Raw genomic sequence first — 14938 nt, 5'->3', positions numbered from 1 at the left:
GCTTGGGTCAGGCGTCCACGGGCTCGCGCTTCGCGGCGGCATGGTAGGCGAGATATTTGCGCTGCGTCGAGATACGGTCGGCGACATGCTTGGCATCGTGCCAGACGCCCCAGATGAAGCTCGACCCCCTGCGCGACTGCCAGGGCAGTCCCAGGAAATAAATCCCGGGTTCGGTCGAGACGCCGCGATGGTGCCTTGGCCGGCCTTTCTCGTCGAAGGCATCGACCTTCAGCCAGCTGTAGTCGACGGCGAAGCCCGTCGCCCAGATGATTGTCGCGATCCCGGCCTTGGCCAGATCAAGCTCGAGGATCGGATTGGTCACGCAATCCGGCTCCGGCCCTAGTTTACGGAGAGCGGGCTCTTCCGGGAGGTCGAGGCCGTTGCGCGCGACATAGGCGTCGGCCTCGTCCAGCAGCGACATCAGATTGGCGTCGCCTCGTGCAATATTTTTCGCGAGATCCGGCGCGAAACTCATCACGCCGTCCTGGTATGCCTTCGTCATGCCGACGAGGGTGAGCCCCTGCGCGGCCAGGCGGCGGAAGTCGATCGTCTCGCCGCCGCGCGCGCCGCTCACAGCGATCGTGACATGTTCCGTGCCAGGCCCTGGCGTTTCGAGATCCCATTTGCCGAGCACGCCGAGCCACCAGCAGAAGTCGCGCCCGCGATAGGAACGCGGCGGACGATCGTGCGGGCCGACCGAGAGATAAACGCGCCTTCCGGCGCGCTGCAGCTCATCGGCAATCTGCACGCCCGAAGATCCCGCGCCGACCACCAGCACCGCGCCCTTCGGCAGTTGCGCCGGATTGCGGTACGCGCTGGAGTGGATTTGCAGGAGGCCGGCATCGGCAGGAACGAGAGAGGGGATGACGGGGACCTGGAAAGGTCCGGTCGCGGCAACGACGCTGTTGGCTTGGATCACGCCATCCGACGTCTCGACGCGGAATCCGGGACGGCCGACATTCCTCTGCACGAGCTTGACCTCGACGCCGCAGCGGATCGGCGCGTTGATCTGCTTTGCGTAGGCGACGAAATAGTCGGCGACCTCTTCCTTGGAAGGAAAGCCATCGGGTCCTGTCACCGGAAACTCCATGCCCGGGAAACGGTCGTGCCAGGCCGGGCCGTTGGCGACCAGCGAATCCCAGCGCTGCGAGCGCCAGCGCTCGGCAATCCGGCCGCGCTCGAGGACGAGATGGGGCACCCCGCATTTGCTCAGGTGCTCGCTCATGGCCACCCCCGCCTGGCCGCCGCCAACGACAAGCGTGTCTATCGTCTCAACCGACATGCTCAGTCCTTTTTTGATTATCCGACAGCTTCCGCCGCGCGGGATGTAACCGACCTGGTCATGGTGGATGCAGACAGGCTGCGCCATCCGACCGCTTCTGGCGCTCACAAGTAGCAGCACGTACCAGCGCGAGCCCATAACGAATCTCCGAAGTCACGCGTAACCATTTCCGAATTTCTCGCGCCGAGAGACGCACCTAGAGTTCCGGCATTCTCGAGGGGCTGGGATGCAGGCTGAGAGCTTTGACTACATCGTCGTCGGCGCCGGTTCGGCCGGTTGCGTGGTGGCCAATCGGCTGAGCGCCGACCCGTCGGTCAGCGTGTGCCTGATCGAGGCCGGCGGCAGCGATAACAGCCTGCGGGTCAAGGTGCCGGCCGGCATCCTCTCGCTCTACGGCAACCCAAACTACGACTATTGCTTCGTCGGCGTGCCGCAGCCGCACCTCAACAACCGCAGCATTCCGGTCAACCGCGGCAAGGCGCTGGGCGGATCGAGCTCGATCAACTCGATGGTCTATATCCGCGGCGCCGCCGAGGACTATGACGAGTGGGCCGAACTCGGCTGCGCCGGCTGGGCGTATCGCGACGTGCTGCCGGTGTTCAGGAAGCTGGAGCGCAATCTGCTTGGCCAGGACTCGCGCTATCACGGCAGCGACGGCGAGCTGCTGGTCGACAATCCGCGCGATCCGAACGTGCTTTCAAGCACGTTCGTCAGGGCAGGCAAGAACGCCGACCTCCCCGCCAACACCGACTTCAATGCCGAAAGCCAGTTCGGCCTTGGGATCTACAATGTCACCCAGGATCGCGGCCAGCGCTTCAGCAGCTTCAGCGCCTTCATGCGCCCGGTGCTCGACCGCAAGAACCTGACGCTGCTCACAGAATGCGAGGTGATCGACCTTGTAATTGCCGGTGGCCGCGCCACGGGGATGCGCGTGCGGCATGAGGGCCAGCAGAAGATGTTCTCGGCCAACCGCGAGATTGTGCTTTCGGCCGGCGCCATCAGCTCGCCCAGGATCCTCATCGCCTCCGGCATCGGACCGGCAGATGAGCTGCAGCAGATCGGCATCACGCCGGTGCTCGACCTGCCAGGCGTCGGCAAGAACCTGCAGGACCATGTCGATGGCATGATCACCGTGCGCTCCAGAAGCACCAGGACGCTCGGCCTGTCGATAGCCAATCTGCCTCGCATGGCAGCGGCGCCTTTCCAGTATTTCGCGCGCCGCAAGGGCATGCTCACCACCAACTATGTCGAAGCCGGCGGCTTTGCGAAGACCAGGTATGCGAACGGCCTTCCCGATATCCAGTTCCATTTCGTGCCCGGATATCGCAGCCATCGCGGCAGGCTGATCGAATATGGTCACGGCTACGCCATTCACACCTGCGTGCTGAGGCCAAAAAGCGTGGGCGAGATCAGGCTGTCGCGCGACAATTCCGGCCGCGACGTCCTCATCGACCACCGCTTCTTCACGCATGAAGACGACGCCATGGTGCTGGTCGAAGGCATCAAGATCGCGCGCCGGATTTTTGCCTCGTCCGAATTCGACGCGGTGCGCGGCAAGGAGATGCTTCCGGGCAAGGATATAAGCAGCGACGACGAGATCCTCGCCTATCTGCGCGCCGAGGCGCTGACCGTCTATCACCCGGTCGGGACTTGCAAGATGGGAACGGACGACATGGCCGTCGTCGATCCCTCTACGCTGAAGGTTCGCGGCGTGGACGGGCTTCGAGTTGCGGATGCCTCCGTCATGCCGAAGCTGATCGGCGGCAACACCAACGCGCCAAGCATGATGATCGGCCAGAAGGCTTCCGAGATGATCCTCGGCGCGGCTCGCAACGGCAAATAGGTCGCCGCTGTTTCGGTGAACCGTCACAAACGTCCGGAATTGCCCTAAGCCCTCCAAACATCGTCATTCCATGGCGGAGCAAGGAGCGAAGCGACGCGCGCAGACCAAAGATTCCATTCCGTTATGCTAAGGCGTTGCTACCGTGCAGAATTCTGCTCCGCTGCATCCCCCGGCCAAAGTCACGGAATGGATCCTCGGGTCTCCGCGTCCGCTTCGCCCGTGGATGACGAAGCTGTGAGGCTTCGGCCATTGCCCAGCGTCTGCGCTGAAGCCTGCCACCTTTTCAGAAACCCGAGAGGCTAGTTTAGTGATCCTCGTCGATCTCGTCGTGCAGGAGGCCGAGGATGCGGCGCTTGAGCGCGATGAAGTCGGGCTCGAGGATCACATCCATCGAGCGCGGCCGCGGGATGTCGACCTTGATCTCGGCTTTGATCTTGCCTGGTCTGGCCGTCATCACCAGCACGCGATCGCCCAGCACCAGCGCCTCGTCGATGTCGTGGGTGACGAAGAGCACCGTCTTCTGCTGCCGCTCCCAAACGCGCAGCAAGAGCTTCTGCATGGTGCCGCGCGTCTGGCTGTCGAGCGCGCCGAACGGCTCGTCCATCAGCAGCACGGCCGGGTCGTTGGCGAGCGCCCGCGCGATCGCCACGCGCTGCTTCATGCCGCCTGAGAGTTGCGCCGGATAATGATCGGCGAAGGGCGCGAGCCCGACCTCGTTGAGATACTGGTCGACGATCTGCCGGCGCTGCTCCGCCGGCAGGCCCTTGCGCTTCGGCCCATATTCGATGTTGGCGCGCACCGTGAGCCAGGGAAACAAGGTGTAGCTCTGGAACACCATGCCCCTGTCGGGACCAGGCTCGATCACTTCCCTGCCGTCCACCTTGATGCTGCCGGAGGTCGCGTCGTTGAGCCCGGCCGCGAGATAGAGCAGGCTGGATTTGCCGCATCCCGAGGGACCGACGATGACGCAGAATTCGTTCTTGGCGACCTTGAGCGACACATCGTCCAGCGCCAGCACGCCATTGGCATCGCCATAGCGCAATGTCACGTCCTCGATGGCCATGGTGGTGCCGGCCGAACGCTGATCGCCGGCTGCATGGGTCGTGCCAGCCGGGTTGTTCGCCTTGATGGTTTCGGTCATCACTACCCTTGATCCGGCTGCGGTTTGCGAGGAGGCGTTCATAGTCAGGCTGCCCATGGCGCGACCCTTGCCCGGAGAATGCGGAATGCGGTGTCAGTGATGAGGCCCAGAAGCCCGATCGCGGCGATCGCCATGAAGATCACATCGACCTGGAAGCCGCGCATCGCCTTGAGGCTAATATAGCCGAGGCCGCTCGATGCCGCGACCAATTCCGCCACGACCAGATAGGTCCAGGCCCAGCCCATGGTGACGCGAAGCGTGTCGAGGATTGCGGGGAGCGCCGCCGGAAAGATGACGTGCCACACTGCTTCCGAGCGCTTGGTACCCAGAGTGTAGGAGGCGTTGACCAGGTCCCGGGAGACGCTGCGCGCGCAGTCGGAGATCATCACGAGCTGCTGGAAGAAGGTGCCGAAGAAAATCACCGCGATGCGCTGCTCGATGCCGATGCCGATCCACAGGATGAACAGCGGCACGAAAGAGGTCACCGGCAGGTAGCGGATGAAGTTGACCAGCGGCTCCAGCGGCGCCTGCACCGCCCGGTAGGTGCCCATCCACAGCCCCAGCGGCACCGCGACCACCGAGGACACGATGAAGCCCAGGATCACGACCTTGGCGCTGGTGAAAGTGTGATAGAAAAGACTGCCGTCGAGCGACATGCGGTAGGCCGTTTGCAGCACGGTTCCGGGCGTCGGCAGGAACATGTTCGGCACGACGCGGCCGTAGGACAGAAGAGCCCAGCCGCCGATCACGGCTATCCACATCGCCAATGCGAGCGTGGTTGCGGTGCTGGCGGGAATGTTGGCGAATGGGGTCGTCAGGCGCGTCCACGCCGTTCGCCTCTGTGCCATAAGATGGCCTCCGTAGATTTAAGCGCGAAACTGAAGCTTTCGAGAAAAAGCGGGGTCGGCCTGTCAAGCCGACCCCGATGAATTTCGAAGGCTTACTGTTCCTTGATGAAATCGGTGTCGAGGATGGTCTTCGCGTCGATCGTCATCTTGAGCTTGCCGGCCTTGCCCCAGATATCCTGGGCGAAGTTCACCAGGTCGGACGCCTCGCTCTTTTCCGGAGTGCCGAAGAATTCCAGGTTGCGGGCGCGGTCGTAGTAGCGCACGCCCTTGGCGCCGGCGGCGAAATCCTCGGGCTTCTCGAGATAGCCGCCAATGCCCTTGGCCATGATCTCATAGGCCTTGTCCGGGTTGGTCTTGATATAGTCGACCGCCTTGTAATAGCCCTTGATAAGAGCCTTCACATCCTCGGGGTGCTTCTCGATCAGGTCGCATTTGAGCGCGATCACGTCGACTATCAGGCCAGGCGTCGTCGCGGAGTCGATCAGCACCTTGCCCTTGCCGCCCTTGCGCACTTCGGTCAGGTGCGGCTCCCAGGTCACGGCGGCGGGAACCTGGCCGGCGATGAAGGCCGTCGCGGCGTCGTCGGCGGTCATATTGGTGATGCTGACATCGTCCTCGGTCATGCCCTCCTTCTTCAGGAGCACGTTGAACCAGAATTCGGAAACGGAGCCCTCGTTCAAAGCGACGGGCTGGCCCTTCAGATCCTTGAGCGACTTGACATCGGCCTGCGTGACGACGCCGTCGCCGCCATGGCTGTCGTCGAGCGCCACGACATATTTGAAGCAGAGGTCGTCGGAGCGGTACTTCATCAGCTCGTCGACTGTGGATGCGGCGCCATCGAGATCGCCGCCGGCGACCGCCGCCATATAAAGCGCCGATTCTTCGATCACCTTCAGGTCGACGTCGACGCCGGCTTCCTTGAAGTAGCCGAGGTCGCGGGCAAGAAACAGCGGCCCGTAGCCGACCCAGGTGGTCATGCCGAGGCGGATGGCGCCGGCGTCAGCGGGAGCGGCAAGCCCCAGGCCGAGCAGGCCCGCGCCGACCGCGGTCAGCAGGCAATTGCGGAATGTCTTCATTGTCGTGGTTCCCCATGGCTGTTGCTGGCATCGGCCCATTCGAGTGGCATATGCCAGGCTGTCGTTTCGGCAGCCGCTCTCTTGTTATGCGTCGCCCTCCCAGGCGGGCCTTGTTCTAGGTCCCGCAAGAGAGCATCCGGGCCGGGTCGCCTAAAGAAGTCTTTTTCTGTCCTTTGCTTCGCCGAAACCGAAGCAGCAGCCCTTGCCCCGTCGATGAACTCGAATTGGCGGCGCCAGGCGATTGCTGTTCCGCCGCTTCGCGCCGGCCTGCCAGCCGATCTCGCTGCACTTCTGGCCGATGCCGACGCGGCGGCCTCGCGCGGGGCGCTGTTCGACGACGATGGCGCGCTGGGGCGGCTGATCGGTCGTCCGACCACCTCGATGCAGAGCCTCGTCGCGGCCTCCTTGCACGGCTGAGCCAAGTGCTCAGTCCGCGACATAGGCTGCCAATTCATCGGCCGTCCCCTGCGGAAAGGCTTCCTTCAAGTAGTCGAGGAACGCTGACACGCGGGGGCTGAGCAAACGCCTCGAGGGATAAAGGGCCCAAAGCGCCGTCTCGGGACCCGACACATCACCCCAATGCACCAGCCTGCCGGCAGCCAAATCGCCGCTGGCAAGCGACAACGGCAGGCGCGCGGCGCCGAGCCCCATGCGCACCGCATCCCGGACCATGACGAACGACGACAGGCCGAGCACTGGCTTGGCGTTGATCGTCGACTTGCCGGACGAGGTCGTGACTTGCCAGGCTTCGGACTCGTTCAACGAGCCTCGACTGATCGCGGGAACGAGACTTCCCGAGGCTGGGAACGTCAGGTGCGGACTGGCCACCACGACCATTCGATCGCGCAGGAACACTCGCCCAACAAGGGTGGCATCCGGCTCCGGGTTGACCCGGATTACGAGGTCGTAGGCTTCTTCGATCATGTCCACGGCCCTGTCTTCCGTGGTGATCTCCAACCGAACCTCCGGGTATCTAAGGACGAAGCCGGCCGCGAGCTTTCCGACCGCGGTCTGAGAAAAGAGCAGTGGCGCGCTGATGCGTAGCCGGCCACGCGGGCTATGGCCGCCCGAGGCTATCGCCTTCGCCGTCTCATCAAGTTCTGTGAGCAGAAGGCCCGTTCGTTCAAACAGGGCTCGTCCCTCCTCCGTGAGCTTGAGCGTCCGCGAACCACGTTCGAACAGGCGCAGATCAAGACTTGCCTCGAGATCGGCCACGCGTCTGGAAAGAGTAGCCTTTGGCCGGCCGGCTGCACGCGAGGCCTTTCCGAACCCACCGTGGCGGGCCACCAGGTTGAAGTCGGCAAGAGCCAGAAGATCCACGATTTTGTTCTTTTCTGTTCCACCAATGAGACGACCTGTCCAAACATACCATCTATCGGGATGAATGTGGATCACTCACTTTGAGCGTGCCTTTTGACTCAAACAGAAAGTGAACCCCAATGACCATCCTCGTTACAGGTGCCACCGGCCGCGTCGGCCGCCATGTCGTCGATCAACTCCTCCAGCGCGGCGCGACGGTGCGTGTGCTGACCCGCGACCCCGCGAAAGCCAGCTTTCCGACCGGTGTCGACGTCGCCAAGGGCGATCTCCTCGACATCGATGCACTGCGCAGCGCCTTCAACGACGTGACCACGCTCTTTCTGCTCAATGCCGTCACGGGTGACGAATTTGCCCAGGCGATCATCACGCTCAACGTTGCTCGCGAAGCGGGCGTCGACCGTGTCGTCTATCTCTCGGTTTTCGAAGCCGATCGGGCGGTGAACGTCCCGCATTTCGCCGTGAAGTTCGGCGCCGAACGCATGCTGATGCAGATGGACTTCAGCGCCACCATCTTGCGTCCGACCTACTTCATCGACAACGAGTCGATGGTAAAGGACGTCATCATGGAACACGGTGTCTATCCGATGCCGATCGGCAGCAAGGGCGTAGCCATGGTCGACGCCCGAGACATAGCGGAAGTAGCCGCGATCGAGCTGATCCGCCGCGACGCCGCACCCGGCAAGCTGCCGATCGAGACCATCAACGTGGTGGGGCCTGACACGCTGACCGGGCCAGACGTGGCCAGAATCTGGTCGGACCTTTTGGGTCGCCCGGTGGTCTATGGAGGCGACGATCCCGGCGCGTTCGAGCAGAACATGGCGAGCTTCATGCCAAAATGGACGGCCTACGAGATGCGCCTGATGGCCGAGCGCTATGTCAGCGACGGCATGATCCCTGAGGCCGATGACGTTGTACGGTTGACCAGTATTTTGGGCCGCCCCCTGCACACCTATCGCGACTTTGCGGCCGGGATCGCGAGCGCGGCCTGAGGGCCGCGCCATCCGCCTGTCGCAAACGACACGCAGTTGTGTCGCGGTTTACGGAACAGTGCACGCCGTCGCGGATGGTAGCCGGAAGGTGCGCTTGGCTCTCTACGGGCCCGAGCGCCTCTTCGCGCCTACTCTTCCATCTTCTTGCCTTTGGCCAGCGCCATCACCCGGTCGATATAGGCCAGCATCAGCGCCGAAAGCACGAAGGCCAGATGCATGATGGTCAGCCACATCAGTTGCTCCGCCGTGTAGGAAGCGTGGTTGAGGAAGATCTGCAGCAGATGGATCGACGAGATCGCGACGATGGTCGAGGCGACCTTGACCTTCAGCGAGCCGACATCGATCGTGCCCAGCCAATGGACCTCACCGTCCTGATCGTCGAAGCGGCTGACGAAATTCTCGTAGCCCGAGATGATCACCATCACCACCAGTGAGGCGACAAGCGCGGCGTCGATCAGACCGAGCATCTTCAGGATCGTGTCCGTGTCGCCGAGCGTGAAGACGCTCGTCACGAACTCGTAGAGCTTCTTGCCGAAGGAGAGCGCGTAGATCGCGAGCGCGACGCCGAGCCCGAGATAGAAGGCGACCAGCAGCCAGCGCGAGGCGAGGATGACGGATTCGATGGCGAGTTCGAGACGCTTCATGAAGGGTTCCGGTCAGATTGCGATAGAGGGTATTTCGGCAAGACAGGGCCGGTTTTCAAGCAAAAAACCCCGCCGGAGAGGGGGACCGGCGGGGCTCAGTCGAGTCCCGCTGGAGTCGGGACAGGGCAGGGAACGCCCTGACCGGAATCTGGGTGTCGCAATGCGGCAATTCAATGAGTTAGCTCCAGTCGACAGGACAAATCTTCTTGAGCCAGGAAAGGAAAAGGCCCGTCCGACGCGCACGGGCCTTCCTCTCAAGCTCTCAATCCAAAAATCCGACCAGGAGCTTGAAATCAAAGGCTAAACCGCGCCGCGCTGAACGAATTCAGCGCGGCGCGGTCTATGTCATTGTCTAATGCATGTCGTTGCCCCAAAACCGCTGTACACTTTTGGGCGACATGCATCGATCACTGCTCGCTGTTGCTCGCCACCGGCGCCACCAGCGAAGTGATGCGGCGGATGGCAACACGGCGGTTCTCACGGTTCGGCCCAGGCGTGTTCACTTTGAGATACTCCTCGCCATAGCCCTGTGTGGTGAGGTTCTCGGCCGGGATGCCGAAGGCGTTGGTGAGCGCCTCGGCAACGGCTTCGGCACGGCGGTCCGACAGCGCCAGGTTTGCCTCCGGCGTGCCGACGGCGTCGGTGTGGCCTTCGATCAGGAAGGTCTCGGCCGGGTTCTTCTTGAGCAGTTTTTCTATGGCGCTGGCGACGCCATCGAGCTTCTGCACCTCGGTGTCGGAGATCGTGGCCGAGCCGAAGTCGAAGTTCAGCGTGTCGAGATCGATACGCCGGGCGATGTCGCGCACACGGGCCGACCGCTTCACCTCGTCGATCGAGTAGAGACGCTGCACCCTTTCCACCGGCGGCTGCTCGAGGAAGGTGTAATAGTCGTCGTCGCTCTGGACATCCTCGGAATCCAGGATGTAATCCCGCCGCGGGATGGTCAGCCGCATCGGCGGCAGCTCGTCGCCGGGATCGCGCCACTCGTCGACATCGTTGTAGTAGCGCTCGTCGACATAGGTCAGCACATATTCGCGGCCATCCGGCGTAATGCGCGATCGCCGGATGACGTCGCCATTACGATTGCGGACGGTGATGATCCTGACGCCGTTGTCGCGCTCGACGATTTCGCGGGTGCGGCCGCCCGAGAGATCCTCGTAGTAGACATCCCTGGCGCCGCGGGTGATGCGAGGCGCCTCGTTGCTTTCCACGAAGGTCTGGTTGTTGAACTGCAGGATCACGCGGTCGCCGAACTGCTTGACGACATCCGCGCCCTGCGGCCGGCGACGCTCGCGCACGACCTGTTCCGGCGTAAGCTCGATGCGCTTGCCTTTCTCCTGGTCGACCGGGACGATCCTCTCTGGCTTGATCGCCTGCTGCGCCGACTTGTCGTCTGAGGGCGGCGGGCCCTGATCGACCGCGGCCGGCTGCTGCGCCTGCTCGCCGCCTTGCTGTATGGTCGCATTGCCGCCCTGGCCGTTGTCGTTCTGGCCGCCGGCGTTTTGACGACCGCCGCCATTCTGGCCGCCCCGGTGCTTGCGGAATGTATCCTTCTGGCTGTCGAGGAGGGGCGCCTCGTTCGGGTTCGCGGGCGCTTCGCCTTGCGCGGCGTTGCCGCCATTGGCGGGCTGATTGTTGTTGGCCGGCTGTTCACCTGTAGCAGGCTGTTGGCCTGTCGCCGGTTGCTCTCCAGTCGTGGGCTGTTCGGTCAACGGCTTCTTGCCGAACTGCTTCCTACCTTGGGTTTGCTCACCCGTTGTTGGCTGCTGAGTGCCTGTTGCCGGCTGCTCGCCCGTCGCCGGTTGCTGCCCGCCGGCAGCAGGCTGCTCGGCAGTTGGCTTCTTGCCGCGTTTCTTCTTGTCCTGGGTCTCTCCGCCCTGGGCCGGCTGCTCGCCGGTCTGCAACGGTTGGGCCTGCGGCACGGGTTCATTGGTCTGCGTCTGCTCCGCCGGGGCGACCTCGCCCTGCTGGTTCTGCTTATGCCTCTTCTTGAACTGGTTGCCGCCTTGCTGATTGTCGTTGGCGGGGGCGGTCTGGTCGGTCGGCGCGACCTGCTCGCCGGCCTGGCCGGCGGGCTCGCTCTGCTGCTGATCGTGCTTGCGCTTTTTGCGGCCCTGGTTGCCTTGCTGCTGGTCACCGGCAGCCGGCGCCACCTGTTCCGCAGGCTGCTGGTCGGCCGGCGCTGCCTCGATCTGCTGCTGCTGGTCGCGCTTCTTCTTGCGCGGCTGCAGTTCCTCAGTCGCGGGCGCGCCACCCTGGTCGGCTGGCGCGGCTTCGATCTGCTGTTGCTGGTCGCGCTTCTTGCGGGGCTTGAACTGCTGCTCGTCGGTCGCGGGCTGGCCGCCCTGATCGGCGGGTGCTGCCTCAATCTGCTGCTGGTCGCGTTTCTTGCGCGGCTTGAACTGCTGATCGGCCGGGGCTTCCCCGGACTGGGCATTGTCCATCTGCTGCTGCTCATGCCGCTTCTTGCGCGGCTGTTGTTCGGTCTCGGCAGGCGCAGCCTGCTCGGCTGCCGGCGCCGATTCGCTTTGCTGCTGCTCGCGCTTCCTCTTCTTTGGCTGTTCGGCTCCGCCCTGCGCGCATTCCTCGGCCGACTGGCCTTCTGCGCAAGCGGCCTGAGCCAGTATCAGCGGTGCGCCGTGCAGGCTGCCCGAAGCGACACCTCCCTGCAGGGGGTACGCGCCCAACGGCGCGGATGCCATAAGCAGGCCGATTGCCGTGCCCGCCAGAATCCGTGGTTGGCGTTTCATATCATCTTCTCCTAATAGGGTCCCATCCCTGCCCAAACTTTCATCAGCCGCAATTGGTTCCGTTACAAGGCATTGACGCCAGCCAAGGATGTTCGACCGGCCTTTTGAAGGCAATTTCGTGTCTTTCTAATGTTGATACCGAGTCACTGTGACAGCAGCGCTTGACCGGGAGGCCGCGGAGGGCCAAATCCACCCCCATGACCGCGCCATTCTGGAAAACCAAGACGCTTGAGGCGATGACCCCGGCCGAGTGGGAATCGCTATGCGACGGCTGCGGCAAATGCTGCCTGTCGAAGCTCGAGGACGAGGATACGGGCGAGATCTTCTGGACAAGCGTTGGCTGCCGGCTGTTCGACGCCGAAGGCTGCCGTTGCTCCGACTATGCAAACCGGCTGGCAAGGGTGCCCGACTGCGTCGGGCTGACGCCGCAGAACGTGCGCACCATCACCTGGCTGCCCAAGACCTGCGCCTACCGGCTGATCGCCGAGGGCCATGATCTCTATTGGTGGCACAGGCTCGTTTCGGGAAGTGCTGCGACCGTGCATGAAGCCGGCATTTCGATCCAGGGCCGGGTGAAGGCCAAGGAAACCGATCTGGCCGAGCCGGACGACTATTTTGATTACATACTCGACGACGAACCTTGACCGGTTCGCATCGTGACGACCGAACCCTGAGCGCGAGCTTTTTGACGAGAACGACAACCCCTGGCGGGTTCGCGTCTAGAAGCCAGACGGGGCACTTTTTGACGGGAACGACGAACCCTACGGGTTCGCGTTTAGAACCCTGGCGGGTTCGCGCTTACATGAACCGGACATGAATGGGCGGTTCGCGGAAAGTTCAGACACAAAAAGGCATTCTCCAATCATCGGTTCTAGGGGCGAAAGCCCGCAACAAGGAGAGAAGACGATGTTCAACACGATCAAGACGGCTGCCCTTTCGGCGTTTGTCGGGCTCGGCACGCTCGCCGCGATTCCGGCGCATGCGGACAGCCTCTATCTCGGTTTCGGCAACAACCAGGATCCGCGCTTCGGCGTCTATACGGGCGACGATGACGGCTACTACCGCCGCGACTGGCGCCGTGACCGCGACTGGCGCGGCTGCTCGCCGGACCGCGCCCTCGACAAGGCCGAGCGTATGGGCCTGCACCGCGCCCGCATCGTCGACATCAGCCGCCGCACCGTGAAGGTGGTCGGCCGCCAGTATGGCGACCGCGTCGTGGTGGTGTTCGCCAACGAGCGCGGCTGCCCGATCATCTATCGCTGAGGTTGAGAGGGCGATCTGCGAGGATCGCCTATAGAGCCGCTCACGATGAGGCGTGGCTCGAAAAAAGCCCCGGAGGAAACGATCCTCCGGGGCTTTTTGCGTGTTGGTGGTGCGCCTGCGGCGCGCCGGCCCGGCGTTACTTCAGCTCGAAGGTCACAGTGACCTGGACGTTGTAGGAATTCTCGCCAGCCTGCACCGGGACGGCCGAACGGGCCGCGTCGAATGATTTGGCCGCCATCGGCATCGGCGCCGGCGCAATATTCTGGTCGGTGATCTCGAGCACCTTGCCCAAGCTGACGCCGGCCGCTTCGGCGAGCGTCTTGGCCTTCGCCATCGCATCGGCGACAGCCTTCTTGCGCGCCTCGGTGATCGTCGCCTTCGGATCGTCATTGGTGAAGGCGATGCCGCCGCCCTGGTTGACGCCGAGCGATACCGCCTTGTCGAGGATCTCGCCGGTCTTGTCGACGTCGCGCACCCGCACCGACAGTGTGTTGGTCACCTGATAGGCGACGAGCTCGGCCTCCTGGCTGCCGTCGGCCTTGTTGGTATAGTTGTAGCGCGGGTTGATCTGGATGCCCGCCGTCTGCAGGTCGCGCTCGGCAATGCCGGCGGATTTCATCGCCGCAATCACCGCCGCCATGGCGTCGTTGTTGGCGTCGAGCGCTTCGCGCGCGCTCTTTGCCTCGCGCATGACGCTGAGCGAAAGGATCGCCATGTCGGGCGCCACCGTCGCTTCGCCTTCGCCGGACACGATGATGCGGGGTGGGGGCTGCGTGTCGGCGGCGCTCGCCAGCGCCGGGAATGCGACCGCGGCAGCGAGCGCGATAGGCAAAAGATGTCTGGTCATGAAAACTCCTCGAGGTCTGCGATCCGACGCTCCGCGCCGCATCTGCCTCGACCCCGCAAAAGCGTCGATATCCGGCAGCGCGGCGCAAGGGCCGGACCTGTTTCGCGCCATAAGGCGCAGGCCGCTCTACGGCGCGAATATGGGCTGATTTTGGCATTTTGCGCCAGCGCTTTCGAAAGCCCTGTGCGAAGACAGAAAAACACTAAGCCAGCCCGCGCGGGGCTTTAGCTCAAGCGTTAGAGCCGGCCTCAAAACCGCATGGTTGGAGTTCGAATCCCTCCGGCCGGGCGTTACCTTACGCGGTTCGCCAGAGATGAGGCCGACGGCCATCGGCTGCTTATTGGTTCATTGTGGAACATCCTTGGGGATCGCTTGTTAGCCAAGCAGGAAGGTTGCACCTCTGGCCGTGGTGTTCGCACGGGCATGTGCTTTGACGATGGTGTTCGATGGCCAATGACATCCCAGGGAAGAAAGCGCGCCAGGGTGGCCGCGGACTTCCGGTTCTTGCCGTTTTGATCTGTGCACTGGTGCTGGCGGCGATCGCATGGGGCGTTGCCGAGATTTATGGTGAGGCGGCAAAGACGCCCGCGACCGAGGAGAAGCCAGCGCCACCGGAGAATAGTCAGGTACCCTCATCCTCCAGCCCGAACCCTGCGGAAAGTGATCCGGCAAAGTCCAAAGCGGACAACATGAACGTCACCCCGGTGGATCGGAATCCGGAGGTGGACAGGGATCCAACGCCTCGATCCAGCACGGGCGGCGATCAGCCGGGCAAACAGCCTTCACAGCCCGCTTTGCAGTAGGCCGCCGGGTGCAGTTGTGCGCATCGATAAACCGCCGCGAATGGGCCCGCCTCTTAGGACCACCCCCGGCGCCGCCGGGTGACTGGCATCCAACCTGAAGCGCGAGGTCAACCTATGTAAACGCGGCCTCCC

15 protein-coding genes are annotated in these 14938 nt (G+C 63.3%); 7 read left to right on the top strand and 8 right to left on the bottom strand.

The genetic code is table 11. From position 1 onward, the window contains the following. Positions 1-7: 7 nt before the first annotated feature. Positions 8-1282, bottom strand: coding sequence for an NAD(P)/FAD-dependent oxidoreductase (locus E5X34_RS16550; protein WP_292566718.1), 1275 nt, complete (start codon positions 1280-1282; stop codon positions 8-10). 226 nt (positions 1283-1508) lie between these two features. On the opposite strand from E5X34_RS16550, the gene E5X34_RS16545 reads away from it, so the two are divergent. Beyond that, on the top strand, positions 1509-3125 hold the full coding sequence (locus tag E5X34_RS16545; RefSeq protein ID WP_292566715.1) for a GMC family oxidoreductase N-terminal domain-containing protein: 1617 nt from the start codon (positions 1509-1511) through the stop codon (positions 3123-3125). A 304-nt stretch (positions 3126-3429) separates the two neighbouring features. Here E5X34_RS16545 and E5X34_RS16540 read toward each other — a convergent pair whose 3' ends face one another. From E5X34_RS16540 to E5X34_RS16530, 3 genes are all read right to left on the bottom strand, one after another. Beyond that, positions 3430-4188 (bottom strand): ABC transporter ATP-binding protein, encoded by a 759-nt coding sequence (locus E5X34_RS16540; RefSeq protein WP_292112667.1) that lies wholly within the window; start codon positions 4186-4188, stop codon positions 3430-3432. A gap of 122 nt (positions 4189-4310) precedes the next feature. Beyond that, entirely contained in the window at positions 4311-5114 is an 804-nt protein-coding gene (locus E5X34_RS16535; protein ID WP_292566712.1) for an ABC transporter permease, read from the bottom strand. 92 nt (positions 5115-5206) lie between these two features. Continuing rightward, entirely contained in the window at positions 5207-6190 is a 984-nt protein-coding gene (locus E5X34_RS16530) for an ABC transporter substrate-binding protein (protein ID WP_292566709.1), read from the bottom strand. A gap of 213 nt (positions 6191-6403) precedes the next feature. On the opposite strand from E5X34_RS16530, the gene E5X34_RS16525 reads away from it, so the two are divergent. Further along, on the top strand, positions 6404-6607 hold the full coding sequence (locus E5X34_RS16525; RefSeq protein ID WP_366664882.1) for a hypothetical protein: 204 nt from the start codon (positions 6404-6406) through the stop codon (positions 6605-6607). Positions 6608-6616: 9 nt separating this feature from the next. Here the strand turns inward: E5X34_RS16525 and E5X34_RS16520 are convergent, their stop codons facing one another. Next, entirely contained in the window at positions 6617-7510 is an 894-nt protein-coding gene (locus tag E5X34_RS16520) for a LysR substrate-binding domain-containing protein (protein ID WP_292566706.1), read from the bottom strand. 119 nt (positions 7511-7629) lie between these two features. Here E5X34_RS16520 and E5X34_RS16515 point away from each other — a divergent pair, with 119 nt between their 5' ends. Beyond that, positions 7630-8499, top strand: coding sequence for an NmrA/HSCARG family protein (locus E5X34_RS16515; RefSeq protein ID WP_292566703.1), 870 nt, complete (start codon positions 7630-7632; stop codon positions 8497-8499). A 128-nt stretch (positions 8500-8627) separates the two neighbouring features. Here E5X34_RS16515 and E5X34_RS16510 read toward each other — a convergent pair whose 3' ends face one another. Both E5X34_RS16510 and E5X34_RS16505 read right to left on the bottom strand, forming a co-directional pair. Continuing rightward, a complete protein-coding gene (locus E5X34_RS16510; RefSeq protein WP_042647491.1) occupies positions 8628-9143 on the bottom strand; it encodes a TIGR00645 family protein in 516 nt (171 codons plus the stop codon). Between the two features lie 407 nt (positions 9144-9550). Then, positions 9551-10855 carry an OmpA family protein gene (locus E5X34_RS16505; RefSeq protein ID WP_292566699.1) on the bottom strand — a complete coding sequence of 435 codons (1305 nt, stop codon included), beginning with the start codon at positions 10853-10855 and terminating at the stop codon, positions 9551-9553. A 27-nt stretch (positions 10856-10882) separates the two neighbouring features. Between E5X34_RS16505 and E5X34_RS16500 the strand changes: the two genes are divergently transcribed. The 3 genes from E5X34_RS16500 (at position 10883) to E5X34_RS16490 (ending at position 13156) form a co-directional block, all read left to right on the top strand. Next, positions 10883-11908, top strand: coding sequence for a hypothetical protein (locus E5X34_RS16500; RefSeq protein ID WP_292566696.1), 1026 nt, complete (start codon positions 10883-10885; stop codon positions 11906-11908). A gap of 182 nt (positions 11909-12090) precedes the next feature. Next, entirely contained in the window at positions 12091-12537 is a 447-nt protein-coding gene (locus tag E5X34_RS16495) for a YcgN family cysteine cluster protein (protein ID WP_292566693.1), read from the top strand. Positions 12538-12799: 262 nt separating this feature from the next. Beyond that, positions 12800-13156 carry a hypothetical protein gene (locus tag E5X34_RS16490; protein ID WP_292566690.1) on the top strand — a complete coding sequence of 119 codons (357 nt, stop codon included), beginning with the start codon at positions 12800-12802 and terminating at the stop codon, positions 13154-13156. A 136-nt stretch (positions 13157-13292) separates the two neighbouring features. On the opposite strand, the gene E5X34_RS16485 is transcribed toward E5X34_RS16490, so the two are convergent. Then, positions 13293-14003, bottom strand: a complete 711-nt coding sequence (locus E5X34_RS16485; protein ID WP_127252716.1) for an SIMPL domain-containing protein — start codon at positions 14001-14003, stop codon at positions 13293-13295. A 446-nt stretch (positions 14004-14449) separates the two neighbouring features. Here E5X34_RS16485 and E5X34_RS16480 point away from each other — a divergent pair, with 446 nt between their 5' ends. Then, the gene (locus tag E5X34_RS16480; RefSeq protein WP_292566687.1) at positions 14450-14806 is read left to right on the top strand and encodes a hypothetical protein; all 357 of its coding nucleotides are present in this window, start codon (positions 14450-14452) and stop codon (positions 14804-14806) included. Positions 14807-14938: the final 132 nt, after the last annotated feature.

Origin of the sequence: Mesorhizobium sp. (assembly GCF_004963255.1) — a bacterium.
In the GTDB taxonomy this organism is placed as follows: Bacteria; Pseudomonadota; Alphaproteobacteria; order Rhizobiales; family Rhizobiaceae; genus Mesorhizobium.
The sequence above is the reverse complement of the archived record's forward strand: the minus strand, read 5'-3'. Positions and strand labels throughout refer to the sequence as shown.